The sequence below is a fragment of the Bacillus sp. LB7 genome, from assembly GCF_030449715.1.
In the GTDB taxonomy this organism is placed as follows: Bacteria; Bacillota; Bacilli; order Bacillales; family Bacillaceae; genus Bacillus; species Bacillus paralicheniformis.
The window spans coordinates 181415-207389 of the sequence record NZ_JASGCA010000005.1; the positions used below are offsets into that span (position 1 = coordinate 181415).

Here is a 25975-nt window from a genome sequence, read left to right on the forward strand (position 1 = left end):
CCCACCCGAATAAAAACGGGCGAACTCCCTGTTTATTCGGCAACCTGTCAACCGTAGCACCGTCAGTACCTTAGGCCATGGCTTTGCGTCCCTGCGTTTCCGCAGGTTTGCCTTTATCTGCTTTTATTGATATAAATTCATTTTCTGCTCACAGTTCACTTTAAATGAAAATTTTGTTTTTTTCACCGAAAAATAGGTGAAAAGTTTCATGCGGGATGCCGAATGTCATCCATGAATGTTAATGCGCGATCCCGAAATCAATAAAAAAATATGCGGGAAAACGAAAAAAATCGCTTAATTCCGCAAAAAATTCCAAATCCTAGATAAAGAGTATATTAAAATATTAAAAAAACAGCCTTAACTTCATGAATTAATCATGAAAATCCGTTAAGGCTCAGGCGTTTCCTTTTACAATGTTCATTCAAATAAAACGTTTCTTTTACCCGGCCGTTTAAACTGACAAGAAAAGACAAACAGCTTGCAAAAACTTTGAAGCAGAACGAAAAATCGCTGAACTGTCTCATCCTAAACGGTATCTTGAAATACTTCCGGTGTTCCATACAAAAAAGCAGGCTGAGTTTCGCCTGCTACACGGTTTTTGAAAGCCCGATCGTCCGCTCGATGATGATCAGCGCGATCACTGAAACTGTGATAAAAATAACCGAAATCGCATTAACGCTCGGATCAAACGTCTGGTCAATATAGCTGAACGTGCGCACCGGTACAGGCGTGACAGCAGGTGAAGAAACAAACAGACTGATGGATACTTCCCCGAATGACGTCACAGCGGCAAACACGGCTCCCGCAATGATTCCCGGTTTAATGAGCGGCAAGGTAACATGAAAAAAGGTATACCAGGGACCTGCGCCGAGATTCATGGACGCCAGTTCAAGCTTCGGATCCACGTTCGCCATGCTGACGCCGACCGTCCGTAAGACATACGGAAGGCTGATCAGCATATGCCCGGCGGCCAGCCCGGCAAATGTGCCGTTTATCCCAAACATTGTCAATAAATAGAGAAATGACACGCCTAATGCGATTTGGGGAATCATCAACGGCGATAAAATAAAAGCCTGAATCGCCTGTTTTCCAGGAAAGTTCAGCCGCGCCAATGCATAGGCTGCAACTGTTCCAAGGATCACCGCAAGAGGCGTTACAACGAGGAGCAGCATACCGCTGACCCAAATCGATTCCATCCAGCCGCTGCTGCTGAAAACTCCGGCAAACCAGCGCAGCGAGACGCCTGATGGCGGGAACTTCGGATATTCGTCAGGGCTGAAAGCCGACAATATAATCACAAAAACAGGCAGCGCCAAAAAAAGGTATACCAATAAACCCGCCGCCCAAACACACGCATCAATCCACTTTCCCCCAGACAAACAGCGCAATCGTCTACCCATTTATTCTCGCCTCCCAACGCTTTTGGAAAAAGCCAAGGATTCCAATAACCACGCTGACAACGGCTAATAAAGTAATCGACATGGCCGCTGCAAGAGGAAGATGAAAGACTTGCATGACCTGCTGATAGATTGATAACGGCAGCAGCGGCTGCATCCTTCCGCCGACGAGAAGAGGCGTAATATAGCTTCCGGCCGAAAGGGAAAACACGATCATTGCTCCTGTCAGCAATCCTGGTACCGTCATCGGCAAGGTCACGAAAAAAAATGTCCGCAGCCTCCCCGCTCCAAGGCTCATCGAAGCAAATTTAAGATCCCGTTTCATTTCGCTTAAAGAACCGGCGAGCGGCAGCACAGCAAACGGCAGCATAACCTGGACATATGCGATGATGACGGCGTTCATATTCCATAAAAGCGGCACGGGCTTTTCAATCAGCTTCATGCTGATTAGCGCCTCATTGACGATCCCGTTTTGCGAAAGCAGCACAATCCAGGAAAACGTCCGAATGACAACACTGGTCAATAAAGGGGAAACAAGCAATATATAAAACAAAGCCCGCAGCCTGCCGGTTGGCGCCTTTACGAGTAAATATGCCGCCGGATACGCCATCACAAGGCATAATACAGTGGTCTTCAACGCCGTCCAAAGCGTTATACCGATTGTTTTCAAATAAATGTCCGAAGAGAACACTTCGACATATTGAGAAAAACTGTACGTATCGAGCGTATTCATCATAGCGTCCACGTCTCTGAAACTTAATAACAGCAGCAGAACAAGCGGCAACACGAGAAAAACGCCGAGAAATAAAAGGACGGGAACAAGCAAAACCCAATAAAACCGTTTTTGTTCAAGAGCACCCATCTGCATCCTCCTTTACATCCAGCGGAACAAAATCGTCCGGCTCCAAAGAAAGATACACTTGATCTCCCGCCTTCGGCAATCTTGGAAATTGAGGATCGGGCGCCTGAATGATCCATTCTCCTTTGAAAACAGCGGCTTTCAGCCTGAGAGCATGTCCGGCATAACTGACTTCTGTTATCGTTGCAGGCATTTCAATCAGCCTGTTCTTCAGCTTCTTGAAAGAGACTGAGATTCTCTCGGGCCGCACCATAAACAATACAGAGGATTTTTTCAATAGATTCCGGCTGATCTCAAAAGTCAGCGGAACACCTTCATATATTTCGAAATCGACCGCTTCATAGCCATAACCGCCTGATGAAGGCTGTATCTCCGACGCACGCGCTTTCAGCAAATTGACCTGTCCGATAAATTCGGCGACAAATTGATTAGCAGGCGTGCGGTACACGTCCAACGGAACGCCGAGCTGCTGAAGCCTGCCGCAGCCGAGGATTCCAATTCTGTCCGATAAGCTTAAAGCCTCCTCCTGATCGTGCGTCACTAAAATCGTTGTAATGCCGACGCGTTTTTGGATGCTGCGCAGCTCCGTCTGCATTTCTTTTCGAAGTTTCGCATCCAGGTTGCTCAGCGGCTCGTCTAGCAATAGCACAGACGGCTGAATCGCCAATGCCCGGGCAATCGCCACCCGCTGCTGCTGGCCCCCGCTCAGCTGACGGGGCATGCGATTAGCAAACGCTTCAAGCCTGACAAGAGCGAGACTTTCCATCACCCGTTCTTCAATCTTGCGGCGGGGCCATTTTCGAACTTTCAATCCGTATGCAACATTGTCAAATACGCTGAGATGCGGGAATAAAGCATAATCCTGAAAAACCATTCCGATATGTCGGTCGTATGGCGGCAAATCAGTTACATCTCGTCCTCCTATATATACAAACCCTGACGTCGGTTCAAGGAACCCGGCAATGATATGAAGGAGCGTTGACTTTCCGCAGCCGCTCGGACCGAGGAGAGAGAAAAATTCCCCTTCTTTGACTTCAAGCTGTACGTCTTCCAATGCGATGGTGTTTCCGAAATGCCGGCTGACATGCTGAATCTGAATTGCGCTCATGTTTGTCACCTATTTTCCGCCAAGTACTTGATTCCAGCGATTTGTCCAATCGCCCAGATCTTTTGCCGCTACTTCATAGTCAACCCATTTTAAATTCCTGTAATAGTCCTCCCCCACTTTAATCTTTCCTTTTAATTTATCGCTGTATTTCACTTTTTTATTGGCCATGCCGTAAAATGTTCTATCGGCAAAATCTCCTTGCACTTTTGGACTGAGCAGGTGATTTAACAGCTTGTATGCGTTATCCTGATTAGGGCTTCCTTTCATCAAAGCCCAGCTTGCAACGGCTGCGACGGCACCTTCCTCGGGGTATGCAAATCCCAGGTCAAGACCGGCATCCTGCAAAGAAAAAGCGCGTCCGTCCCAAAACGGGACAACCCATGCATCCCCGCGTTCCAAAAGCGTTTGTATCGAGCCCGGATTATCGGGATAGGCCGTTATGTTGTTCTTTAAATCCGCCAAACTGTTAAACGCTTTATCGACGTCTTTCCCATTTGACTCCAGGCCGCCCTGGGCATTGATTAATCCTACAAAAAACTGAAGTCCCGCCGAATAAGCCGGCGATGATATGGCCACATGACCTTTATAGCTGCTGTTCCAAAGATCCGTCCAGCGTTTAGGCTCCTGCGGTACAAGGTCCTTTCGGTAGACAATTCCGAGCTGCCCCATACTGAAACCGGCCGCATACTGCTTTCCATCATCAGTGAAGCGTTTCTGAACGGAATGATACAGATCGCGGACATTTGGAACCTTTTCCTGATCGATCGGCGCCAGCAATCCCGCCGACTGTGCCCTGTGAATTGTATCCGGCTGCAGGATTAAGAGATCATACGGAGCATTTCTGCCATTTGCAGCTTTGAGCTTTGTAAACCACTCAGAGTCTGTCCCTGCGACGACTTTGACCTTCAGCCCTGTTTCTTTTTCAAAAGATTCAAGGCTAGGCTTAATATGTTTTTCCCAATCGCCTCCATAGACGCCGATCACGACTGTATCTGATTGTTTGCTTTTCTGACTTCCGTTTCCGCCGCAGCCCGAAAGAAGGAGCACCGCTACAAGAGACAGAATAAATAAAGCAGAAATTTTACTTTTCATTGTCATCTCACCATTCCCGTGTTATTTTTGCCGGCCAGTTTTTCCACAGCGCCGCAACGTCGCCTTTGCTGATCGGACCGTTATGTTCTTTTGAAAAATAACGGTGGACTAAATGTTTAACATGTGATCTTTGATGAGCCGGAAGCTGGCGCAGAAGCCGGGCCAATGTGCTGCTGGCTTCCTCTGTCCAGCACCGTTCGTATTCTTCTCTGGCAAGCCCGAAATCCCAATGTTTCCGAGGTTCGCCTGCTTTCTTTTTTCTGATTTCAGCTGTTTCTTGCAGATCAATAATGAAGGAGCCTGCCTCGTTTTCTTTTACAGCCGCGCCGTATTGGTGATAGGCCGCTTCCGGGCTCAGCAAGCCCGCTTCAACTTCTCTCAAAATCGATTCAGCTTCCCGGCTGTATGGATCTCCCCAGCCTCCGCCGCCAGGCGAATGAATGCTGATAACATCCCCTTTGTTGAGCTTTAGAACGTCGATCTTCGAAATCGTTTTCTCCTGAGGCTGCTCCGGATAAAGACGCACCCGTCCGAGCGCTCCTGCCGTTCCCCCGGCGAGCCCCCACGGATGAAATCGCATTCTCTCCATCCCTCTTGCGGTCACAATTGATTCTGGCGCCGCCGCTTCAAACTCCAGCCCGATTGCATGGCCGCCCCTGTGAAAACCGGCTCCGGCGGTATCTTTAATCAGTTCATAGCGGCGGACATGGATGTCAATGTGCTGTTCGAGGCTTTCAATCGGCGTATTTTTCAAAAATCCGGATGCATGATCAATACCGTCTGCTCCGTCCATGTCATGCTGGCCGCCGCCTCCGCCTCCCATCGGTTCGACCACCGACATCTTCCGGCCGCCCGTTGATTCGTCGGGAACCGACAGTACGACAATCGCTGACTGACCGGCACCTGCTGCAGGCACAGCTTTCGGAAGCGCCTTGCCCAAAGCGCCCAGTACGGCATTATAAAGTCTCATCGTAATCGAATGACGAATGCCGACGGCCGCTGGATATTCCGGATGAACGAGCGTACCTTTCGGAGCGATAACTTTGATCGGCCTTGTCAGTCCCCCGTTAACCGGAATATACGGGTCTTCACTTATGATAAAGTTGATCAGGCCCTGAAATAGAAAAGAATGTTTGCTTCCATTAGTGACAAGGTTAAATGCGGTTTTCACCTGGGGATCACAGTCTGAAAAGTCCAATGTGATTTCCCCTCCCGTGACGTTTGCCGTAACAGCCAAGCGGATCGGAACGTCAGAAATCATATCGTCATCAAGATAATCTGAAAAACTATATGTGCCTTCCGGAATCCCGCTGATCACCCGGCCGGCTCTCATCGCTGCTTGTTCGAGCAAATCATCCATTCCTTGTTGGACCGCTTCTTTTCCAAACTTGCCGACCATCTCTGTCAATCGGTTCTCCGCCGTATTGACCGCGGCCACCATCGCATGAATATCCCCTTCATTTAAGTCGGGAACCCTGCTGTTTGCCCGCAGCACATTCAATATATCGCGATTTTCTCTTCCCGCTTTGTAAATTCTTACCGGCGGTATTCTCAGGCCTTCCTGATGGATGTCTGTCGCTGTCGGCGAAATGCTTGCCGGAACAAGGCCGCCGACATCGCTGCAATGGACAAAACACCACGCATAACTGATGACCTCGCCCTCCATGAAAATCGGCTTCACCACATGTATATCAGGCAAGTGGGTCGCCAATCCGTCCGTTGTATAGGGATCGTTTGTGAGGATAATGTCTCCCGGTTCAAACGGGCCGCTTTCTTCGATGATCCGTTTTAATGAAAGCCCTAAAAAAATCGTGACGCCGACCGTTTTCGGATAAACAAAAAACTCCCCTTCCGGCGTCGCAAGCGCAGTAGCGAAATCGGCCGATTCTTTTACAAATGTGGTAAAGGACGTCCGTTCAATAACGTGTCCCATTCCCGCGGCTATCGCGTTAAAGTAGCTTCTCATCATTTCCAGCCGGGCAGGATCTGTGCGCATGGTCAGCTCTCCTTCCGTTCAATGATCAAATTTCCGGCATGATCGGTTTTTCCGCTCCAATTTGGCAAAATCAGCGTCGTTGTATCATCCTGCTCAACAATGGCCGGCCCATTTAATCTCTGTCCGCACCTTAAATCTGAACGTCGGTATACAGCGGCTTGATATATACCGCCTTTTATGATGATCTTTCTTTGGCTGACCGGTTCAGCTTCGGGCAGCTCACTTCGGCCTCCTTTTCCGCCTGGCGGCTTCGGTGTCTTGCCTATGATGCGGACGCGCATATTCATCAACTCAATGCTTGCTTTCTCATCGCTGTGTCCATATTGCTTTTCATGTAAGAGGTGAAAGGAGTCCGCGATTTCACGCGTGCTTTTGCCTTCCAGGTATTCCGGTGAAACAAGGAGCTCAATTTCGTATGCCTGACCTTTATAACGGGCATCAAGCAAGTAAAGAAGAGAGGTTTCCGTCAGCAACTCCGCCTGTTGTTTCCGCAGCCATGTTTCCGCTTGCTCTTGCAGCCTCACAAACTCTGCTTTTAACTCGGCCGTTTTTATTTGTTCAAGCAGCACCTGTCTTGAACATACAGCATCATAAATAAAATCCGCCGTCAGTGCGCCTAAAGCGGACAAGGTTCCCGGATGCGGTGGGATCAGCACATTTTTGGCCTGAATTTCCTCAGCCAAAAAATTAGCCGTGACCGGTCCTGCGCCTCCAAAGGCCATGAGGCTGAATTCACGCGGGTCAAACCCGTTTTGCTCCATAACATTGCTTAGTTCCGTATACATATTGGCAAGCGCAACCTGAATCATCTTATCTGCGGCCCGCTCCACATCTGTGCCTAAATACTCGGCAACCGGGAGGAGCGCTTTTTCGGATCTTTCCCGGTAAAGTTTCATATTTCCTGAAGCAAACCGGTTTGGATTTAAATAATGACATATGAGAAACGCATCTGTAAGTGCGGCCTTTGTTCCTTTTCCGTAACAAGCCGGCCCCGGATCAGATCCAACTGACTCCGGTCCTACTTTCAAGAGACCTCCGCTGTCAATCCATGCCACCGATCCTCCGCCAGCACCGATCGAATACATCGCTACAGACGGAATCGGAATCGGAAATCCAGAGATTTGATTTGACTGTGTAAAAGTCGGCTCCCCTTCTTCAACAATCGAAATATCCGCGCTAGTTCCTCCGACATCAAATGTGATGATGTTCGCCTCTCCGGCGGCTTCCGCCGTTCTGATGGCTCCGATGACCCCTGCAGCCGGTCCGGAAAAAAGCGTTTTGACAGGTGCCTCGGCAGCCGATTCAATGTCCATCAGTCCTCCGTTAGACTGGGTGATAAACGGCTGCGCTGAAATTCCTTCCAGGGCAAGCCTCTCTTTCAACGTTCGAAAGTAGTGATGGACATTCGGTTTGATGTATAGGTTCGCGACGGCCATAACCGTCCGTTCGTATTCCCTCATTTGCGGCCAAAGCTCCGCAGACGTTGCCACCTCAAGCTCAGGTGCTATTTGTCTGATCCGTTCTGCAGCCTGGCGTTCATGAAGCGGATTCCGATAGCTGTGCAAAAAAGAAACAACGATTCCTTTTAAGCCTTTTCTTAAAACTTGTCCAACCGCCTCATCGATCTGTTCCATATGGAGCGGCAGCTTTTCAGAGCCGTCATAAAGCATTCTTTCTTGAATGGGAAACACGTTTTTCCGGGGAATAAGGGGATCCGGCATTCTCGATCTAAAATCGTACGGTATCGGAAGCCGGAGGCGTTGAAGCGAAAGAATATCACGGAAACCTTCGGTTACGAATAAAGCAATATCAGCCCCTTTGCGTTGTAATAATGTGTTCAAACCGATTGTCATGCCGTGTACGAAGTGATGAATTTCTGAAGGGTGAACACCCTGGGTCTTCAAGAGAGCCAAGCCGTTGATGATCCCTTGAGCCGGATCCTCGGGAACGGTCGGCGTTTTAACTGCGGTCATGCTCCCGTCCGCCTGGTTTAACAATGTAAGATCGGTAAAAGTTCCTCCAATATCAATTCCAAGCCGGTAACCTTCTTCATTCAATCCCGATCCCCCCTTTTAAAAATATCCTTTTTTTAAAATATTTTACTATCATACTAATCAAGCATGAGAAAGTAGTCAATTATGTTTAATTACAATATTCCGAGTCTTTTTTATTTAATATTTTATTTTAAGATACCATAAAATCACATTTTTAATTGTGTTGTTCACAGTATTTCATATTTTTGGTGTTCTGCTTTTCTTCGGTCCGACGACACAACCCCGCCATATAAAGGACTAATTAACCACTAAAACAAAAGTCTCCCATTACGACAAAAAGCCTAAAGAGCTTGAAAATTTGATCACAAAGATTCATTTTCATGGATATTCAGGATTTATTGCCCAATCCCCTGTGACAAAGTGGTACACTCTGTACTAAATAAGTCGCAGGAAGGGCAGATTTCCAATGAAAGTCTACGAAGCGGAAACCCTATTATCAGCTATGAAGCAAAGATCTGATGAATATAAAAACTTGAGAGAACAGCTCGTCAGCTTAAAAAAATCGTTAAACAGCGTCGCAGAACTTGATGAGTTCCAAGGAAAAGGCGCCGATGCCATTAAAGCGTTTTACAGAGACCAATCAGGGATCATAGACGGCTGGCTGGATTTAGCTGATATGCAGATTCAGTTTCTGAATGGTGTATCTGCTGCTGCCGAAAATGCCGGACTTTCAGAGAACACATTCGTTGATGTTCAATTTCTTGAACAGGAGCTTGCAAATGTCCACATTCACTCTCAAAACATGGTCTCCGCACAGCAACAAGAACTGTCGAATATTTTAGGACAGATTGATGATTTAATATCGTTACAGCCGTTCTCATCCGATGAAATCAAACAGCAGCTCGATGCTGCAAACCAAAACAGAAAAGACACAATTAAAGCTGTCGAGGATCTTGACGGGCTGCTCAAAAGAGAATACTCGGCCTCTGAGCAAATTCAGCAAATGATCCAGACCGACTACTCCGCCTTGATCGACGCAACAGGAAAAGGGAAAAATGCATCTCCGCTAAACTACAATTCACATACCTATCAAAACAGCGAAGTCTACAAACTGAAACATCGGATGCATCAAGAGGCCAGAAGCTACATCGCAAATAAACAAAAACAGTATGAAACAGGAAAAGCCGAAAAAGCAGAAGAACATTAGGCTTTCAGGTCGTCCAAAACTCCGTTTTCACAAACGGGGTTTTCTTTTTCATCTTGTCAAAACGCCCCCATTTTAACCGATATTGTATATACAGGTGAAACAAAAGGGGGAAAAGCAGTGAAGAAAAAGCGATTTAAGCTGAAATTGGGGACAAAAATCAATCTTCTCGTGTTGGCCGTTATTTTGATCTTTTCGTCAGCACTCGGGATTTTCATTATCAAACAGCTTTCAAAAGAGTTAGAACAGATGGCGACAGAAAAAGCCAAAAGCGATTTGAAATTGAGCTACCGTTATTTGAATGAGTCTCTTGAAGGGGATTGGGAAGTGAAAGAAGACAGGCTCTACAAAGGTTCGACCCTGATCAACGGAAATGAAGAACTCGTCGATCAAATCGGCAATGATACGAAAGACACGGTTACCATCTTTCAATATGACACTCGCGTATCTACAAATGTGACTGTAGACGGAAAACGCGCTGTTGGAACGAAAGTGTCTTCGGAGGTAGCAAATGCGGTTTTAAAAGAAGGAAAAAACTTTTATGGAAAAGCTGATGTAGCGGGAAAAACATATCAAACGGCATATATGCCGATCAAGGACAAAAGCGGTGAAGTTATCGGCATCTTTTATACAGGGGCCAACCAGGATATGATCACAAGCACTCTTCAATCGTTCCTGAAAATTTTTGCTATCGTTCTGACTGCTTCAATCATCATCTCCATTTTGCTTGTCCTCATATTCACCAAAAGGATCAACAGAAGGCTCAGGAAGCTCACTCATGCTTTTGAACAGGCGGGCAGCGGCAACTTGACGATCGAGATCCAGGATGATTCGACAGATGAACTCGGCGACTTGTCACATCATTTCAATCAAATGAATGACAACTTAAACCGTCTGATGCAAAAAATTTCACAGTCGTCGCACAGTGTAGCTGCCGCTTCTGATCAATTGACATCTGGCGCTGAAGAAACAAGCCTTGCTTCTGAAAAAATCACCGAAGCCGTCCAGCATGTCGCAAGCTCGTCCGAAATGCAGACATCAGGGATAGCAGGCAGCAAACAAGCCATTGAACAAGCTTCCTCCGATATTCAAAACATATCCGAAAACGCTGCAGTCCTTTCTGAGAAAAGCCAATACGCCCGCGAAAAAGCAAAACAGGGGGCAAAAGATATCTCCGAAACGATGCAGCAAATTCACACAATGCATCAATCGGTCCATGAAAGCGGAGAAATCATTGAAATGCTTAATACAAGATCACATGAAATCGGCAGCATTTCAAAAGCGATCACGGAGATTGCCGATCAAACCAACCTGCTCGCCTTGAACGCTTCAATAGAAGCTGCAAGAGCAGGAGAACACGGAAAAGGTTTCGCCGTCGTTGCGGAAGAAGTACGCAGTCTTGCTGAACAGTCGCAGCAATCAGCCAATCAGATCTCCCATCTCATTTCAGGGATTCAATCAGAAATCGCAACCACAACCGATTCAATCATGGCAGTGAAAACGGAAGCGGTCAACGGCGTCAAAATGATCGAACAGAACAAAAGAACGTTTGAATCTATTGTCGGCTTAATGGAAGAGTCCAGCGTAAGAAATTCCGACTTATCTTCCGCTGCCCAGCATATATCGCAAAGCATTCAAAACATCACAGCGTCATTTGCAGCAATCTCAAAAGAAGTCCAGGAAACATCAGATCATTCACAACAAGTCGCAGGTCTGACAGAAGAGCAGTTTGCGGCTATGCAAGAAGTCACCGCCTCTGCAAATGAACTCTCCAAACTGGCTGAAGATTTGCATCAGCTCATCGGGGAAGTCAAAATGAAATAGCAGGGAATAAAGGCTGCCGTTAAAACGGCAGCTTCTTCTTTTCCGTCGTACAGGAAGTCAAATCGCCGATAATCTCTTCTGCACGCTCATATGGGAGATCAATCTGCAGCATTTTCCGCAGAACAGATTTAAGCCAAGGCGATAGGCTGAGCTCTTCTTCCCAGCATTTTTCTTCCCGGCCGGACGGAGTAAACCCGGAGTACAGGAGAAACAATGCGAAATGCCCCAGCGCATAAAAGTCACTTTTGACTGAAACAGCACGCATCAGCCTTTTTTCCGGGTGCCGGTCATCAACACGTTCTCTTTCAGTCAGATGGCATGCCAGTCCGAAATCTATAATGCGGATCGTTCCTTCACTCACAATCAAATTGGGGATCCTCAAATCGCGGTGAATAATCCCTCTCCTGTGAAGAAGTGAAACGCTGTGAAGCACTTCCTTCAATATGCTGATCGTTTGCTGTTCATCAAAGACATGCCCATCATAAAAGAGCAAATCTTCAAACGTTTTTCCTTCGATATACTCCATTACGATAAACCGCTCGCCGTCCGTTTGAAGCACCTCATATATACGGGGCGCGGCAGGCAGATCCAATTCCCGCAAAATTTCAGCCTCGCGCTCGAAAGACCGCCGGCCGGCTGATGTCCATGCTTTTGTCTTTCTCTGCTGCTTGATGACGCGGAAACCGGCTCTCCCGAGTTCTTCGGCAAGATATGTGATGCCGTAGCTGCCCATCCCGAGAACACGGTTGATTCGATATCTCCCCTCCAAGACGGTTCCTTTTTTGAGCGGGCGGTCAAACAGCCATCTCATCAATGTTTTCACCGATTTAGCTGCTGCCGGTAAATTTCTTATGCTTTCTTTTGTAATGGTGATGACCATACCCTTTTCTTTTATAATCACTGCTGCTGTATTTTTTGTATGATTTCCGTCCGTAATCACTGCTGCTGTATCGCCGGTTTTTACCGTTTTGAAGTGCCTTCAACAGCTTGCGAAGCAACTCGATCAGCTCCTTTTCTGTCTTATATTTCATATCATTCGCGCAAGAAAGCTTGATAAAGGGGGCTCGAAAGTTTTTCTTTCACATAAGAAAATTAGATTTTGAACCTTTAAAACCTTCTAAACTGCCGGCAAAACAGTTAAAAAATCGATATGATAGACGGAAGCTCAGCTTTTCAAGAGGAAAAACCTATTAATCTCCCCTTTATTTCTCAAATCATTTTTACGATAATAAAGTTGTATTTACTTCCGGCCCGCTGCGGCCGAATGATTTAACTTAGAAGAAAGCAGGACAACAAGAATGGACAAGATTAAATCTTTGCTGATCACCTTGCTCGCCGTCGCCGTCGTGATCATCGGCATTATATCCGGCGACTTTTTCACTTCAGAACACCAGCCTTCAGGCCGGCAAAACGGCTCAAACTATGATGAAGTGCTGATTTTTCCGTCGGACCGCTATCCTGAAACAGGCGCACACATTCGAAAGGCCATCAAAAAAGGGCATTCCAAAATCTGCACGATCGACAGGGACGGAGCCGACGAACGCCGAAAGGAATCGTTAAAAGATGTTCCTTCCAAATCTGGCTATGACCGCGACGAGTGGCCGATGGCCATGTGCGAAGAAGGCGGAACAGGTGCTTCCGTCGAGTATATCAGTCCATCTGATAACCGCGGAGCAGGGTCTTGGGTGGGCAATCAGGTAAGCGATTATCCGGACGGTACGAAAATACTTTTCAAGATTAAATAACACTGGAGGTACGTTCTTTGATCAAAAAGTGGGAAGCACAAGAAATGACGATGTCATACCATCAGTTTACCGTTTATCAAAAAGGCGGAAAGCCGCCCGTTATGGATTGGACAGACGAGGATATTAAAAGAGGCTACACAACGGGAGAACACGCGGTCTCGTTTGAAGCTCTCGATAATACCTCATCTTTAGTAGAAGTCCGTTTGAATGTCCAGGAACAGGTTCCCTCCTTTAACAGGCGCGTCACCGTTTCTTTCGACGTGCTTCATGACGGGGTCGAAATTGCAAGCGTCCTATCCAAGAAATTGTCATGCGACATCCCGCAAGGCGTCTATCAGCTGACATGCTATACGATTATGCCTGATCAAAACGGCACTGCAAAGATCACCTATATTCTCGATTTTAAACAGGCCTGAACAAAGAATAAAGGCGCCGGTTTCATCCGGCGCCCTTCTCCTACAGCTCTTCCCCGTTTGTCTGAATGACATTTTGGTACCAGTAAAAGCTGTCTTTTTTAATCCTCTTCAAGTCCTTTACATTCTCTTCATCACGATTAATATAAACGAAACCGTATCTTTTCTGGTAGCCGTTCAGCCAGCTCAATAAATCTGTAAATGACCAGCTGCAGTAGCCGATTAAATCGACTCCGTCGTTTAAAGCCTGTCTGCACTGTTCAAGATGCGCACGCAAGTAGGCAATTCTGTAATCATCATGAATCGCGCCGTCATTTTCAACCTTATCGAATTCCCCCAGCCCGTTTTCCGTTATGAAAAGCGGAAGCCCATAGCGGCTGGAAATCCTGCGAAGCCCGATTCTTAGACCGATCGGGTCAATGGCCCAATCCCAATTCGATGTCTCAAGATGAGGATTCCTCTTTGTTTTGTATAAACCGGGCATACCTGTTTCCTGGTTGCTGCCCTTTTGGCCGGTCGTATTCATCTTTCCTTCCGATACCCCGTCTAGAGGATTCATTTCATATGTGATGGTTTGATAGTAATTCACACCGACAAAATCGGGTTTTCCTTTTACTAAAAGCTCCATATCCCCATCCTCAATTGTCGGCGCCCAGCCTTTTTCTTTCAAATATTTCAAAGGAATGCCCGGATATGTTCCCCGGCAATACACATCAAGCCACCAATAATTTGTAAATTCCTCGGCATTTTCGAAAGCGAGGATATCATCCGGACGGCTGGAGAGCGGATATGCAGGCGAATAAGCAAAACTCGGTCCTATTTTTCCATCGGGAACATACCGGCGAAAAGAATCGATTGCCTTTGCATTCGCAAGAAATGCAATATGGTTAGCCTCATAGAAGCGTTTCCTATCCTTCACACCCGGAGGATGCATCGCTGTGATAAAGCCGTGATTAAAATTGTAATTTTGCTCGTTAAGGGATACCCAATATTTGACCCTGTCCCCATACCGCTTATAGAGCGTAACGCAATACGCATTGAAATCCTCTATAATCCTTCTGGATTCAAAGCCGCCGTATTCATCCATTAAAGCTTGGGGAAGATCCCAGTGATAAAGCGTCAAAACAGGTTCAATATCATGAGCAAGGAGCTCATTAATCAAGTCATCGTAAAATTTCAAGCCCGCTTCATTGACTTCTCCCCTGCCCTGCGGAAAAATCCTCGGCCAGCTGACTGAAAAACGGTATGCTTTTAACCCCATCTCAGCCATTAAAGCAACATCTTCTTTAAAACGGTGGTAATGGTCGACCGCAATGTCTCCATTGCTTCCTTTAAACGTTTTTCCGGGAACCTTTGTGAACACATCCCAAACCGAGAGGCCTTTGCCGTCTTCCTTCCAGGCTCCTTCGATCTGATAGGCCGCTGAAGCTGATCCCCATAGGAAATGGTTTGGAAATGATCGTAATCGCTGATGAATCATATGGCTCAACTCCTGTTTCGTATTTTGATCCGGATGCACCTTATCATATCCTATGAAACGCGTTTCAGATCAAACATCATCTAAAAACAGCTCCGCCAAAAGCTTTTCCCGGTGCTGAAGAAAATACTTGGTTAAGGTGTAATGATCCGTATCCTCATAGTTCACTTCAGCGATTTGTTCACCATCAAAACTGAAGATGTCGGCTTCCGGATACCCTAATAAAATGGGGGAGTGAGAGGCGATGATAAACTGAGCTTGGTTTGATTTCGTCAAATCATGAAGGATTTTCAAGAATGCCAGCTGTCTTGCCGGGGATAAAGCAGCTTCAGGCTCATCGAGAAGATAGATCCCCTTCTCTTTAAAACGATGCTTAAAAAGCGATAAAAAAGATTCTCCGTGTGATTGCTCGTGAAGAGATCTGCCTCCGTAGCTGCGAAAACCGGTGATATCCACTTCATCAATATGAGTGGCAAAATGATAAAAAGATTCGGCGCGCAGAAAAAAACCGTTTGTTACTTTAGGAAGCCATGACAATCTGATATAGTCTGCTAGATCAGAACCGGAACCGTACACTTGATATGTATTATTTCTTCCCCCGCCAGCCGTGTTAAATTCGCATTTATCTGCGATTGCCTCAAGCAGCGTCGATTTGCCTGATCCGTTTTCCCCGACAAAAAATGTTACGTTTTTTTGAAACGTCAGTTCTTTTAACTGTTGAATAGCAGGAATTGAAAATGGATATTTTGCATAAGAAGGAACTTCTTCCCGAAGTAAAGTCAGCTTTTTTAAAAACATGCGAACACCCCCTGCTTTACTTTTACTCAACTGTATCACGTTTTCTTAGAGGATAACGAAAAAAAGAGGGTTGCGCCTGAGCACAAACCTCTTGACTTAAATCGAAAATACTTCTTTTAAATGGGCGTCCAAATCAGCTAAATATTGATCCACTTGCGGATTGCTGATGACATCATGGACAGAGAATGTTTTTAAAGGCTGCATGCCGACGAATTCCTGCATTTTGTGCAAATGAAAGAGCGCTTCATCAAGGCTTTTACCTTCGAAGAATGTCCCCTCTTTGGAGAATACATCCTTCGGCGCGTTCCATGTGGTTGAAAACATATACTTTTTGTCGTTAAACAGCCCGCCTCTGCCGTAGTCTTCAGATCCTTGATAAAAAAGCCCGTACTCATAAATTTCATCAATATATTTTTTAAATAAAGCAGGAACACTGAACCAGTACACAGGTGTCTGATAAATAACAGCATCAGCCCACTTGAATTTCTCGTGCTCCTCCGGGATTTGATATCCGTCCGCCACCACTGTTTTTTTCACTTCATATTTTTTACCGAGCTTTTCCGCCATCGCTGTAAAAATAGTGTGATTAAGCTGTCCTCTTGTATGGGGATAGGCCTCATGTCCGTTGATGATTAAAATATTTTTCATCTTTTCTTATCCTCCTTGTGTTTCAATTTACCAATACCTTTATGATTCCATCTTTCACCTTAAAAAGTAAAGCAGGTTGCACGATCAATTATTTTATTTTTTCCCAATACTAATTATCTTATTGCCTAATCCCTACTTCAGTGCTATGGTTTACTTGACTAAAGGAATAGGAGGATTGTTTTAAGTGAATAAATTGCATACGTATAAGCGCATTACATTGTTGATAACGGTGTTAGCGCTCGCTCTTATAACAGCTGCATGCAGCACCGCTCAAAATAAGGCTGAAAATCAAAAAACAGCCTGGGATGAGATAAAGGAAAAAGGGAAGATCGTTGTGGCAACTTCGGGAACCCTTTACCCCACTTCATATCATGACACTGATTCCGGCAAAGACAAGCTGACCGGCTACGAAGTTGAAGTCATCCGTGAAGCGGCTAAACGGCTCGACCTGAATGTTGAATTTAAAGAAATGGGCTTTGACGGCATGCTGACGGCGGTGGGGAGCGGACAAGTGGACGCTGCTGCCAACGATATTACAATGACAGACGACCGCAAAGAAAAGTTTTTGTTCTCTACGCCTTATAAATATTCATTCGGAACGGCTATCGTCCGCAAGAAAGACCTATCAGGCATCCACACGCTTGAGGACTTAAAGGGAAAGAAAGCCGCTGGCGCAGCTACGACAGTTTACATGGATATCGCACGCCAATACGGAGCCGAGGAAGTCATTTACGACAACGCAACAAATGACCAATTTTTAAAGGATGTAGCGAATGGAAGAACCGATGTCATCTTAAACGACTACTACCTTCAAAAGCTCGCGCTCGCCGCAATGCCTGATCTGGATCTGACGATTCATCCCGATCTGAAATACTATCCGCATCAGCAAGGCATGATCATGAAAAAAGGAAACGCAGAACTAAAAAAACAATTCGACAAAACGATTGACGAAATGCTGAAGGACGGCACAATCAAAAAGATTTCGAAAAAGTTTTTCGGCGGTGCCGATGTTTCGAAAAAGCAGGATATCGACTTTGTCGATGTCGATGTGAATAAATAGAGGGATGTCAATTGGGCTCTATTCAATGGGAGTATATTTTTAATGCGGAATTGGCCGCGAAATCGTTTCCTTATGTGATGCAAGGCATATGGAATACGCTTTTTATTTCATTCACGAGCATGTTTGCCGGTTTAATTCTCGGTTTCTTCCTCGCGCTTGGGCGCATGTCCGGGATCTCTTTGCTTCGTTGGCCGGCAAGAATCTATATCTCGTTTATGAGAGGCGTTCCGATTCTTGTCATTCTATTTATTCTTTATTTTGGTTTTCCTTATATCGGAATCCAATTTACAGCTTTGACTGCTGCCCTAATCGGCTTCAGCATTAACAGTGCTGCATACATTGCCGAGATTATCCGCTCGGCCCTGTCGTCCGTTGACAGAGGGCAGTGGGACGCTGCAAAATCGATCGGTTTTTCATACTGGCAGACGATGCGTCACGTGATTGTCCCTCAATCGGTTAGAATTGCACTCCCGCCTCTTGCAAACGTAATGCTTGATCTCGTTAAAGCGTCTTCCCTGGCCGCCATGATCACCGTGCCTGAATTGTTTCAACAGGCAAAAATCGTCGGCGGACGGGAATTCGACTATATGACGATGTATATTTTAGTTGCCTTAATTTATTGGGCCGTTTGCTCGGCGATTGCTTTGCTCCAGGATTTCCTGGAAAAGCGGACAGAGGTTTATATCAAAAAATAGCAAGAAGCTGCCGGATGCTCCGGCGGCTTTCCATACTGTGAAACGGAGGCGGTATTATCCATATCCTCAGATCGACTCATTTTCACACAGATAACCTTTATACGATCGACAGAAACAAAGTAAGCTATCAAACCGATCCATCAGGCCATTTCCAAGCATCAAACGTCTGCTGCAACCATACGAATGCCGAAGACTGCATCCATATATCCGTTTTCTTTGAAGGAAATGACCGGCCCTCGCAAACCTTTCCATCCATCGTTCCCGCTCATTCGTCCAAGGAAATCAAAATCAGGCTCCAGCATGTTCCTGCGGGCAGACACATCGTTTATATCATCACCCCAGTCCTTCATGTTCGACCCAAAGGCTGAGCGCGATTGCAAATGGAATCGGGATGCCGACGATGTAGCGCCCTACTATTTTGAATTGATTTCACATGCTCCGCATTCTGACCGGCTCTCGGCGCATCCTGCTTACATTGAACCTGTTAACTATCAAACGAACAGTGGCAGCGCATCTGAAACAAGATTGATTTACCTGTCTGACAAAGCAGGAAACCCGGTTGAAAAAACTGTCCGAGAAGACCTGTATATCTCTTTGGTCAATCAGGAAGCGCATCGTTTAAAGGGCTATTTATATTGCTTTCAAAACGGAGAATATCAACAGTTCATGATCAGTCAATCTAAAGCTCAAGCATTCTCCTACGAACTCGCTCCTGAAACCGTCCAGACTTATCCGATAAACTTAAAAATACTCAGGAGCCATTATTTCCGATTTCTGTCTACATCCATCCCGCCCGAGGGGCCATACCGCGACGCTCCTTTTCCGGCGAGGATGATTTATTACTCCAAACTTTATACATGGTAGTCTCACAAAGGGATGGTTATGCCGCTCCCTGATCGTTTCAGCCGCTTGTGCGGCAGCACAAGCGGCTTCTTATTCCATTCGAAAGGACATTCCGCCCTTCACTCGAATATCGCATGGATAAGAGCCTTTTGCAGCATTAAACACCCGCCCCATCCGCATATTCCAAATACAACAGAAATGACAACCGGAAATGATGCTTTTAAACTCAAAACCACGATCAAAAGGAGAACCGCCGTGGCGGGAACCCCCCATAGCACGCCTTTCGCGAATTGGCTTAAATGCTTTAAAGATTCCCCTTGTACACTAAGCCAAAATAAACTGAGCAGACTGACAAGCGGCAATGCCGCAATCATTCCGCCCATTTCAGGCGATTTTCGTGCAATTTCGGTTATAATGGCGATCAATATTGCAGAAACCCCGATTTTCACTATTAAAAACATGATTTTGCCTCCCGGCTCAACAAGGAAAATGCCGTTTTAATCATTTCGACTTCTTCCTCATTTAATTGCTCCAGCACCTTTTGCAGTTTTTTCGGATGAAGTCTCGTATGCCGTTTCACTGCTTCTTCACCTTCAGGCGTTAGTGTGACGTAGACTTTGCGTTCATCGCTGCTGTCCCTGTTTTTCTGTACAAGTCCTTTTTGTATAAGTCTTTTCACATGTTCTGATGCCGTATTATGAGAGACATCCAATAATTCTGCTAAATGGCCAATGGTCACAAAGCGGTTTTTTTCGATATGCTGAAGCATTCGAACCGCTTGGTGAGACAAATGATCATCATGTTTTGTGTGCAGATGGTAGTAAATATCCGTCCAGTCCTGATTCATCACTTCTATGATTTGTTCCGTAGTCACTTTCATCACCCTCTCTAATTATATCTTATAATACGATATATTCTTAAATCAAGACATAAAAAAACCCGGCTTCACCGGGTGTCGCTTTTATTCATTCAGGTGCTTTCTCAAAAACGCCAGCTTTTCGGTTTGGAACGGCGGGATGTATTCGTGTCCAAAATAGCGGTACACTTTTATTTCTTTATCCGTTTCCAAGTGATTGTAAGCCGCAAAGACGGTGGATGGCGGTGTGATGGTGTCAACCAGTCCGATCGACATGAGAACGGGCGCTTTGACCGCTTGGGCAAGGTTCATGATATCGAAATAAGACAGGGTCCGCATGGCCGCCTGTTCAATATCCGGGCTGGTGTTTCTTCTGAAAAAGGAGTTGATTTCGAGATAAGGCTGGTCGATCGCTGTATCGATCGCTCGTTGAAAATGGCTTAAATAAGGGTATTCGGACACGGTTGCTTTTGGAATATCGGACAGCGCCGAAACCGCGACGGACAGCCCGCCTCCTTGGCTTGCCCCGATCACTCCGATCCGCTTTTCATCGACTTCAGCAAAACCGCTGACCACTTCGACTGCTCGTACGGCATCTAAATAGACACCTCTGTAGTAATATGTTTTCGGATCGAGGATTCCTTTTGTCATCCAGCCGGGTACATGTCCGTGTTGAGAGGTCTCTGTATCTTCACTGCTGTTCTGCCCGCGGACCAGCATACCGAATGCCGCATAGCCGTGAAGAGCCCAATTGACAATATCATGAATGTCTCCATCATAGCTGGCGTTATAGCCGTGATATTTGACGATCGCAGGATGCGGCCCTTGGCGGTCGGGTACTGCGTACCAGCCTTTAATTCGCGCTCCCCCGGTGCTTTTGTATGTAAGCCAGTAGACTTTTACCCCGTCAGCCGGATATTCATACGGTTCAAGCTCAGGCTCCGCTTTTTCATTTGCCAATTCATCCAATGAATCCTTCCAGAACTCTTTAAAATCGGCCTTTGCCGTCCGTTCCGGTTTATACTGATAAAGCTGTTCTAGCGGCATATCATAAGGCTGCTGCATCTTGTCTTTCCCCTCTTCTTTTCATTTTTTGAATATTCTTATCATAACATTCCCCTTCAAGGCTGTGTATTGATTCTGTCACATCTGCGCCTCCCATTATCTGCCCCCGCCGCACAAAACCGTTTTTTCAATTTATGTTATAATGCTAGATTGAAACTAAAAATATGCATTTGCGCGGAGGTTTTTTTGTGGCTTCACAATCCTTTCTGCAGCTGAACTCAATATTTATCAGTATATTAATAGAAGCGATTCCGTTCGTTTTGATCGGGGTTTTTATATCAGGTTTGATTCAAATGTTTGTGACTGAGGAGATGATGGCGAAAATCATCCCGAAAAACCGATTTCTCGCCGTTTTGTCAGGTACATTTGCCGGGGTATTGTTTCCGGCTTGTGAGTGCGGCATCGTTCCGATTGCCCGCAGGCTGCTTTTAAAGGGAGTGCCGCTTCACGCGGCGGTCGCCTTCATGCTGACGGCCCCGATCATCAATCCGATTGTTTTATTCTCGACATTCATCGCTTTCGGGAACAAATGGGATGTTGTGTTCTACCGCGGCGGGTTGGCGATTGCGGTGTCTCTTATTGCCGGGCTGATCATCTCTTATCAATTTAAAGGGAATCAGCTGATCGAAAACGGGACGCACAGCCATCACCACCATGGCCATGCGAGCCAGTCTTTCCTGCAAAAGCTCGGCGGGACGCTTCGCCATGCAGTTGACGAGTTTTTCTCGGTCGGGAAATATTTGATCATCGGCGCATTTGTCGCAGCGGCGATGCAGACGTATATTAAAACATCGACCCTTTTGGCGATCGGCCAGAATGATGTATCTTCCTCCCTCGTTATGATGGGGCTGTCATTTGTGCTCTCCCTTTGTTCAGAGGTCGACGCTTTTATTGCTTCTTCTTTCAGCAGCACGTTTTCACTCGGCTCACTTATCGCCTTTCTCGTATTCGGAGCGATGGTGGACATTAAAAATCTGCTGATGATGCTCGGCATCTTCAAAAAGCGCTTTGTGTTTGTCTTAATCGCCTACATCGCCGTTATTGTCTTAGCCGGATCACTGTTGGTAAAGGGGTGAAAACATGTTTCGCACATTCATTTTAATGCTGTTTACGTTTTTCTTTTTTCATCTTCATGCATCCGGCAATCTGACAAAATATATTAATATGAAATATGCTTACCTTTCATACATCGCTATTTTTCTTCTCGCCATTTTGACAGCGGTGCAATTCTACATTTATATGAAAGGCTCGGATGAAAAAGGGTGTGACCGCGACTGCGGATGCGGCCATGATCACGATCATGAAAAAGACAAGCCTTTTCTGAAAAGAATGTTCATTTATTTCGTGTTCATCTTCCCTTTATGCACCGGACTGTTTCTGCCGGCAGCGACGCTTGATTCCAATATTGTCAAGTCGAAGGGCTTCTCGTTCAAAGCGATCGAACAGCCGGAGCATTATGCCCAAACCCAGTACCTGCGCCCTGATACAAGCATCTACTACGGCGAGGAAGGGTACGATGAATTGATGAATAAAGCGCTGAAAAATTATAAAGGCAAACAGCATATTACATTAAAAGACGATGATTTTTTGAAGGGCATGGAAACAATCTATCAATATCCGGGAGAATTCCTTGACCGAACGATCGAATTCGACGGTTTTGCTTTTAAAGGGGAAGCGATTAGTGATAAACAGCTGTTTGTCCTCCGCTTCGGAATCATTCATTGCATCGCCGACTCGGGAGTCTACGGCATGCTGGTCGAGTTCCCTGAACATACGAATATTAAAGACGATCAGTGGCTCCATGTAAAAGGAACGCTGTCTTCCGAATACTATCAGCCTTTCAAATCTACGATTCCCGTGGTGAAAGTGAAGGATTGGTCTACAATAAAAGAGCCGAAAGATCCTTACGTTTATCGGACATATTAAAAGCCGGCACTTTGAACTGCACCGGCTTTGCTTTTTCTGTTTACGATTTGTAGCCTGCTTTCTTCATCAGCATTAAATCGATAAACAATTGACATCTAGTATTAAAATCATTGAGATCGATTGATGTCATTTCCAGTATTTGTTTGATGCGGTAGTTGAGCGTGTTTTGGTGGATAAACAGCTGTTCTGCGGATGGCTTGACCTTGCAGTTGTTGACGAGATAAATTTCAAGTGTTCTCAAAAATTCGGTGTGGCTTTCTTTATCTTTTTCTTTCAGCAGCTGAAGGTCCGGGTTTACATATTGCAGATGATCGTTTTTTGCGGCGATTTGGTCAAGATATTTGAAAAGCCCGAGCTTTTGATATTCATAGGGAATGTGTTCCTGGCTTCCCGTGATTTCCGCTGCTTTCGTCACTTGGAGCGCCTCTCTGTAGCTTCTGCCAAGAGACAGCAGGCTGCTGTACTCATTGCCGACCCCGATCAAAATAAGGGGCAGCATTTGCGAGCGCAAATGGGTCAACAAACGGTTGATCAGTTCTGAGGCTGCGGCCAGCGCGGAACGCTTGCGCGACACACTGCCGACAATGATGGCGATATTCGAATGATCCTCCAATACGTGACTGATGTTGTCTTTCAGGTTTAAATAAGACCGGATCGTTTCCTTCAGATCTTCGAGCAGTTCATCCTCCCCGTCAACGACTTGAAGCACCATGACGGTAAACACGGCCGGCAGGACAACGCTTGCCTTATCGGCGGCGGCTTTCAGCTCTTTTTCCGTTTGAAACTGATCGTTAATTGCCTTTTTGTAAAGCTCTTCCGCCTGTTCTTCTTTTTCTTGTTTGAGGCGTTTTTTCTTATAAATGATCTTCCCGACATGAAAAGAAGCTTTGTATAAGAAATCAAGCTCTTCATCAGACAGGTTGTCTTCAATCTCCTGCACCCAGATATAGCCCATAATTTCATCTTTATGCTTGGCGCTGACGACAACCCGCTGGTTTAAGCCGATTTCTTCAATCTGTTTTACCCGAAAAGGAGTCGGAATCGTTTTCAATTGATCAATAATACCTTCTTCGACGAACTTTTCAAAGATCGGCAGCGGACATTTTTTGGAGAAAATCGTTTGCTGGTTTGCTGCATCAAAATGGTTAATATAATAGGAGTTGTAAGCTAATAAGAAAAAATCTGCGCTTTCCAGTATGACCGGCTTTTTCAGCTCGCCGCTGATAAAGTCAATGATCTCATTAATGTTTGAAAGAGAAACAACTTGTTCTAATAGCTCTTCCATATCCTTTCTCCTACTCGTTTTTAACTTAATCATACTTCTCCTTTACACTCTTGTATAGACTTATATGCGACTTTTAAAAAAATGGGATCAATCCCCTGTTAGAAGGGGGGAGAAGGCCTATAAAAAGAGAGACGGAGAATGGTTCCCCATCTCCATCATCGTTACAGTGTTTGTTTGTATTGCTCGAATTCATCAAGCACCTGCTGCTCCGGTTTTGATGTCAACAGACTGACGACAAACACAAACAGCAAGCTGGCGGCAAAGCCCGGAATAATTTCATAAAGAACATCGGAAAGCCCGGCTTCCGCCCAAATGATGACGGTAACTGCTCCGGCAACCATTCCGGCAAGCGCCCCCCATTTTGTCATCCTCTTCCAAAACAAACTTAAGATGATCACAGGGCCGAACGACGCGCCAAAACCTGCCCAAGCATAGCTGACAAGACCGAGAATCGTATTGTTTTTTGTCCAGGCAAGACAGAGTCCGACAATGGAAACCGCCAAAACCGAAAGCCGTCCGAAAAAGACGAGTTCTTTGTCAGATGCAGAGCGTTTAAATAGCGTTTTGTATAAATCTTCAGTTAGAGAACTTGATGTAACAAGCAGCTGGGAGGAAATTGTACTCATAACCGCTGCTAAGATCGCCGAGATTAAAAATCCTGTGATCAGAGGGTGAAACAGGATGTTACCCAATTGAATGAAGATCGTTTCCGGATCATCCAAGTGAAGCCCGTTCTTCGAGTAATACGCAATACCGAGCAATCCGGTCAGCAGTGCGCCCGCGCTTGAAAAGATCATCCAACCCATGCCGATCCGGCGTGCTTTTTTCGTTTCCTTGACAGAGGATATCGCCATAAAGCGCACGATAATGTGAGGCTGTCCAAAGTAACCGAGGCCCCATGCGAACAAGGAGATGATGCCGAGGACGCTCGTTCCTTTAAAAATATTGAGGAGGTTAGGATCGATCGACTGGATTTCGCTGAAGGCTTCACCAGGTCCGCCCGTCTGAATGACCGTTACAATCGGAACAAGAATTAACGCAACAAACATAATGATGCCCTGGACAAAGTCCGTCCAGCTGACTGCCAAAAACCCGCCGAAAAGCGTGTAGGCCACGACGACACCCGAAATGATCCACAGCCCTGTATGATATTCCAAATGAAACATGCTGTTAAATAAAACGCCGCCGGAAACCATTCCTGATGATACATAAAACGTAAAAAAGGTAATAATGACGACTCCGGAAAATATTCGCAGGATCTTTGATTTGTCATGAAAGCGGTTTTCTAAAAATGCAGGGATAGTGATCGAATTGCCTGCTACCTCGGTGTATGACCTCAAGCGCGGCGCCACAAAAATCCAGTTCGCCCATGCGCCTAGCACAAGGCCGATAACAATCCATGAACCGCTCAGGCCTGTTGCAAACATGGCGCCCGGCAGCCCCATCAAAAGCCAGCCGCTCATGTCAGATGCGCCGGCGCTGAGCGCCGTGACAGCAGGCCCGAGCGTCCGTCCGCCAAGCATATAGTCTGAGAGGTTTGCTGTCCGTTTGTAAGCGTAATACCCAATATAAAGCATCCCTACCATGTAAATTACGATGGACATGATCAATTGTACGTTCTGAATAAGAATCTCCCCCCAAGATGCCGTTTATCTAAATTTTTAGACTAATTTCTCTTTTTTTGAAGGCA

At 45.9% G+C, this 25975-nt stretch carries 25 protein-coding genes and 1 riboswitch; of the genes, 9 read left to right on the top strand and 16 right to left on the bottom strand.

Going from position 1 to position 25975, the window contains the following annotated elements:
* Positions 1-35: 35 nt before the first annotated feature.
* Positions 36-122, bottom strand: a riboswitch (cyclic di-GMP riboswitch).
* A gap of 465 nt (positions 123-587) precedes the next feature.
* From QMZ64_RS09190 to QMZ64_RS09215, 6 genes are read right to left on the bottom strand one after another with little or no spacing between them, the layout of a single operon-like run.
* The gene (locus tag QMZ64_RS09190; RefSeq protein WP_243943593.1) at positions 588-1400 is read right to left on the bottom strand and encodes an ABC transporter permease; all 813 of its coding nucleotides are present in this window, start codon (positions 1398-1400) and stop codon (positions 588-590) included.
* Positions 1393-2259, bottom strand: coding sequence for an ABC transporter permease (locus QMZ64_RS09195; protein ID WP_243943595.1), 867 nt, complete (start codon positions 2257-2259; stop codon positions 1393-1395). Before QMZ64_RS09195 ends, QMZ64_RS09190 begins: the two co-directional genes overlap by 8 nt.
* Positions 2246-3364: an ABC transporter ATP-binding protein gene (locus tag QMZ64_RS09200; protein ID WP_243943597.1), complete on the bottom strand. Its 1119-nt coding sequence runs from the start codon at positions 3362-3364 to the stop codon at positions 2246-2248. Before QMZ64_RS09200 ends, QMZ64_RS09195 begins: the two co-directional genes overlap by 14 nt.
* Positions 3365-3373: 9 nt before the next feature.
* Positions 3374-4462: an ABC transporter substrate-binding protein gene (locus QMZ64_RS09205; RefSeq protein ID WP_409365373.1), complete on the bottom strand. Its 1089-nt coding sequence runs from the start codon at positions 4460-4462 to the stop codon at positions 3374-3376.
* A 1-nt stretch (position 4463) separates the two neighbouring features.
* Complete coding sequence (locus QMZ64_RS09210) at positions 4464-6452, bottom strand: hydantoinase B/oxoprolinase family protein (protein ID WP_265624888.1); 1989 nt, start codon at positions 6450-6452, stop codon at positions 4464-4466.
* 2 nt (positions 6453-6454) lie between these two features.
* The gene (locus QMZ64_RS09215; protein WP_265624889.1) at positions 6455-8509 is read right to left on the bottom strand and encodes a hydantoinase/oxoprolinase family protein; all 2055 of its coding nucleotides are present in this window, start codon (positions 8507-8509) and stop codon (positions 6455-6457) included.
* 403 nt (positions 8510-8912) lie between these two features.
* Between QMZ64_RS09215 and QMZ64_RS09220 the strand changes: the two genes are divergently transcribed.
* Both QMZ64_RS09220 and QMZ64_RS09225 read left to right on the top strand, forming a co-directional pair.
* Positions 8913-9653 (top strand): ribonuclease YeeF family protein, encoded by a 741-nt coding sequence (locus QMZ64_RS09220; RefSeq protein ID WP_265624890.1) that lies wholly within the window; start codon positions 8913-8915, stop codon positions 9651-9653.
* A 117-nt stretch (positions 9654-9770) separates the two neighbouring features.
* Positions 9771-11474 carry a methyl-accepting chemotaxis protein gene (locus QMZ64_RS09225; protein WP_265624891.1) on the top strand — a complete coding sequence of 568 codons (1704 nt, stop codon included), beginning with the start codon at positions 9771-9773 and terminating at the stop codon, positions 11472-11474.
* A 19-nt stretch (positions 11475-11493) separates the two neighbouring features.
* On the opposite strand, the gene QMZ64_RS09230 is transcribed toward QMZ64_RS09225, so the two are convergent.
* Positions 11494-12297 carry a serine/threonine protein kinase gene (locus QMZ64_RS09230; protein ID WP_265624892.1) on the bottom strand — a complete coding sequence of 268 codons (804 nt, stop codon included), beginning with the start codon at positions 12295-12297 and terminating at the stop codon, positions 11494-11496.
* A gap of 4 nt (positions 12298-12301) precedes the next feature.
* Positions 12302-12505 (bottom strand): hypothetical protein, encoded by a 204-nt coding sequence (locus QMZ64_RS09235; protein WP_125897646.1) that lies wholly within the window; start codon positions 12503-12505, stop codon positions 12302-12304.
* Between the two features lie 267 nt (positions 12506-12772).
* Between QMZ64_RS09235 and QMZ64_RS09240 the strand changes: the two genes are divergently transcribed.
* Together QMZ64_RS09240 and QMZ64_RS09245 are read left to right on the top strand one after the other, a co-directional pair.
* The gene (locus tag QMZ64_RS09240) at positions 12773-13219 is read left to right on the top strand and encodes a NucA/NucB deoxyribonuclease domain-containing protein (protein ID WP_243943606.1); all 447 of its coding nucleotides are present in this window, start codon (positions 12773-12775) and stop codon (positions 13217-13219) included.
* A 17-nt stretch (positions 13220-13236) separates the two neighbouring features.
* On the top strand, positions 13237-13635 hold the full coding sequence (locus tag QMZ64_RS09245; protein WP_243943607.1) for a competence protein ComJ: 399 nt from the start codon (positions 13237-13239) through the stop codon (positions 13633-13635).
* 40 nt (positions 13636-13675) lie between these two features.
* On the opposite strand, the gene QMZ64_RS09250 is transcribed toward QMZ64_RS09245, so the two are convergent.
* From QMZ64_RS09250 to QMZ64_RS09260, 3 genes are all read right to left on the bottom strand, one after another.
* The gene (locus QMZ64_RS09250) at positions 13676-15112 is read right to left on the bottom strand and encodes a glycoside hydrolase family 1 protein (RefSeq protein ID WP_243943609.1); all 1437 of its coding nucleotides are present in this window, start codon (positions 15110-15112) and stop codon (positions 13676-13678) included.
* Between the two features lie 69 nt (positions 15113-15181).
* Positions 15182-15907 carry an AAA family ATPase gene (locus QMZ64_RS09255; protein WP_243943611.1) on the bottom strand — a complete coding sequence of 242 codons (726 nt, stop codon included), beginning with the start codon at positions 15905-15907 and terminating at the stop codon, positions 15182-15184.
* Positions 15908-16003: 96 nt separating this feature from the next.
* Positions 16004-16555, bottom strand: coding sequence for an NAD(P)H-dependent oxidoreductase (locus tag QMZ64_RS09260; RefSeq protein ID WP_265624893.1), 552 nt, complete (start codon positions 16553-16555; stop codon positions 16004-16006).
* 184 nt (positions 16556-16739) lie between these two features.
* Between QMZ64_RS09260 and QMZ64_RS09265 the strand changes: the two genes are divergently transcribed.
* From QMZ64_RS09265 to QMZ64_RS09275, 3 genes are all read left to right on the top strand, one after another.
* Positions 16740-17615 carry a transporter substrate-binding domain-containing protein gene (locus QMZ64_RS09265; RefSeq protein ID WP_243943614.1) on the top strand — a complete coding sequence of 292 codons (876 nt, stop codon included), beginning with the start codon at positions 16740-16742 and terminating at the stop codon, positions 17613-17615.
* Between the two features lie 11 nt (positions 17616-17626).
* The gene (locus QMZ64_RS09270) at positions 17627-18310 is read left to right on the top strand and encodes an amino acid ABC transporter permease (RefSeq protein ID WP_243943616.1); all 684 of its coding nucleotides are present in this window, start codon (positions 17627-17629) and stop codon (positions 18308-18310) included.
* Between the two features lie 300 nt (positions 18311-18610).
* Complete coding sequence (locus QMZ64_RS09275; protein ID WP_301441268.1) at positions 18611-19174, top strand: hypothetical protein; 564 nt, start codon at positions 18611-18613, stop codon at positions 19172-19174.
* 98 nt (positions 19175-19272) lie between these two features.
* Here the strand turns inward: QMZ64_RS09275 and QMZ64_RS09280 are convergent, their stop codons facing one another.
* From QMZ64_RS09280 to QMZ64_RS09290, 3 genes are all read right to left on the bottom strand, one after another.
* Entirely contained in the window at positions 19273-19614 is a 342-nt protein-coding gene (locus tag QMZ64_RS09280; RefSeq protein ID WP_301441269.1) for a DUF3147 family protein, read from the bottom strand.
* Positions 19605-20033, bottom strand: coding sequence for a MarR family winged helix-turn-helix transcriptional regulator (locus QMZ64_RS09285; protein ID WP_265624896.1), 429 nt, complete (start codon positions 20031-20033; stop codon positions 19605-19607). Before QMZ64_RS09285 ends, QMZ64_RS09280 begins: the two co-directional genes overlap by 10 nt.
* 81 nt (positions 20034-20114) lie before the next feature.
* Positions 20115-21074, bottom strand: a complete 960-nt coding sequence (locus tag QMZ64_RS09290) for an acetylxylan esterase (RefSeq protein WP_265624897.1) — start codon at positions 21072-21074, stop codon at positions 20115-20117.
* Positions 21075-21238: 164 nt separating this feature from the next.
* Here QMZ64_RS09290 and QMZ64_RS09295 point away from each other — a divergent pair, with 164 nt between their 5' ends.
* Both QMZ64_RS09295 and QMZ64_RS09300 read left to right on the top strand, forming a co-directional pair.
* Positions 21239-22150 (top strand): permease, encoded by a 912-nt coding sequence (locus QMZ64_RS09295; protein WP_243943626.1) that lies wholly within the window; start codon positions 21239-21241, stop codon positions 22148-22150.
* Between the two features lie 4 nt (positions 22151-22154).
* Positions 22155-23000: a TIGR03943 family putative permease subunit gene (locus QMZ64_RS09300; protein ID WP_080131213.1), complete on the top strand. Its 846-nt coding sequence runs from the start codon at positions 22155-22157 to the stop codon at positions 22998-23000.
* A gap of 40 nt (positions 23001-23040) precedes the next feature.
* Here the strand turns inward: QMZ64_RS09300 and QMZ64_RS09305 are convergent, their stop codons facing one another.
* Both QMZ64_RS09305 and putP read right to left on the bottom strand, forming a co-directional pair.
* Positions 23041-24285, bottom strand: coding sequence for a PucR family transcriptional regulator (locus QMZ64_RS09305; RefSeq protein ID WP_265624898.1), 1245 nt, complete (start codon positions 24283-24285; stop codon positions 23041-23043).
* Positions 24286-24446: 161 nt separating this feature from the next.
* Entirely contained in the window at positions 24447-25889 is a 1443-nt protein-coding gene (gene putP / locus QMZ64_RS09310) for a sodium/proline symporter PutP (RefSeq protein WP_301441270.1), read from the bottom strand.
* Positions 25890-25975: the final 86 nt, after the last annotated feature.

Excerpts from the sequence above, each read along its gene's own strand:
- QMZ64_RS09235 (WP_125897646.1), bottom strand. The coding sequence starts at position 12,505 with ATGAAATATAAGACAGAAAAGGAGCTGATCGAGTTGCTTCGCAAGCTG.
- QMZ64_RS09195 (WP_243943595.1), bottom strand. The coding sequence starts at position 2,259 with ATGGGTGCTCTTGAACAAAAACGGTTTTATTGGGTTTTGCTTGTTCCC.
- putP (WP_301441270.1), bottom strand. The coding sequence starts at position 25,889 with ATGTCCATCGTAATTTACATGGTAGGGATGCTTTATATTGGGTATTAC.
- QMZ64_RS09220 (WP_265624890.1), top strand. The coding sequence starts at position 8,913 with ATGAAAGTCTACGAAGCGGAAACCCTATTATCAGCTATGAAGCAAAGA.
- QMZ64_RS09285 (WP_265624896.1), bottom strand. The coding sequence starts at position 20,033 with ATGAAAGTGACTACGGAACAAATCATAGAAGTGATGAATCAGGACTGG.
- QMZ64_RS09305 (WP_265624898.1), bottom strand. The coding sequence starts at position 24,285 with ATGGAAGAGCTATTAGAACAAGTTGTTTCTCTTTCAAACATTAATGAG.
- QMZ64_RS09280 (WP_301441269.1), bottom strand. The coding sequence starts at position 19,614 with ATGTTTTTAATAGTGAAAATCGGGGTTTCTGCAATATTGATCGCCATT.
- QMZ64_RS09275 (WP_301441268.1), top strand. The coding sequence starts at position 18,611 with ATGTTCCTGCGGGCAGACACATCGTTTATATCATCACCCCAGTCCTTC.
- QMZ64_RS09190 (WP_243943593.1), bottom strand. The coding sequence starts at position 1,400 with ATGGGTAGACGATTGCGCTGTTTGTCTGGGGGAAAGTGGATTGATGCG.
- QMZ64_RS09255 (WP_243943611.1), bottom strand. The coding sequence starts at position 15,907 with ATGTTTTTAAAAAAGCTGACTTTACTTCGGGAAGAAGTTCCTTCTTAT.
- QMZ64_RS09295 (WP_243943626.1), top strand. The coding sequence starts at position 21,239 with ATGCATTTGCGCGGAGGTTTTTTTGTGGCTTCACAATCCTTTCTGCAG.
- QMZ64_RS09200 (WP_243943597.1), bottom strand. The coding sequence starts at position 3,364 with ATGAGCGCAATTCAGATTCAGCATGTCAGCCGGCATTTCGGAAACACC.
- QMZ64_RS09205 (WP_409365373.1), bottom strand. The coding sequence starts at position 4,462 with ATGACAATGAAAAGTAAAATTTCTGCTTTATTTATTCTGTCTCTTGTA.
- QMZ64_RS09210 (WP_265624888.1), bottom strand. The coding sequence starts at position 6,452 with ATGCGCACAGATCCTGCCCGGCTGGAAATGATGAGAAGCTACTTTAAC.
- QMZ64_RS09240 (WP_243943606.1), top strand. The coding sequence starts at position 12,773 with ATGGACAAGATTAAATCTTTGCTGATCACCTTGCTCGCCGTCGCCGTC.
- QMZ64_RS09250 (WP_243943609.1), bottom strand. The coding sequence starts at position 15,112 with ATGATTCATCAGCGATTACGATCATTTCCAAACCATTTCCTATGGGGA.
- QMZ64_RS09290 (WP_265624897.1), bottom strand. The coding sequence starts at position 21,074 with ATGCAGCAGCCTTATGATATGCCGCTAGAACAGCTTTATCAGTATAAA.
- QMZ64_RS09260 (WP_265624893.1), bottom strand. The coding sequence starts at position 16,555 with ATGAAAAATATTTTAATCATCAACGGACATGAGGCCTATCCCCATACA.
- QMZ64_RS09300 (WP_080131213.1), top strand. The coding sequence starts at position 22,155 with ATGTTTCGCACATTCATTTTAATGCTGTTTACGTTTTTCTTTTTTCAT.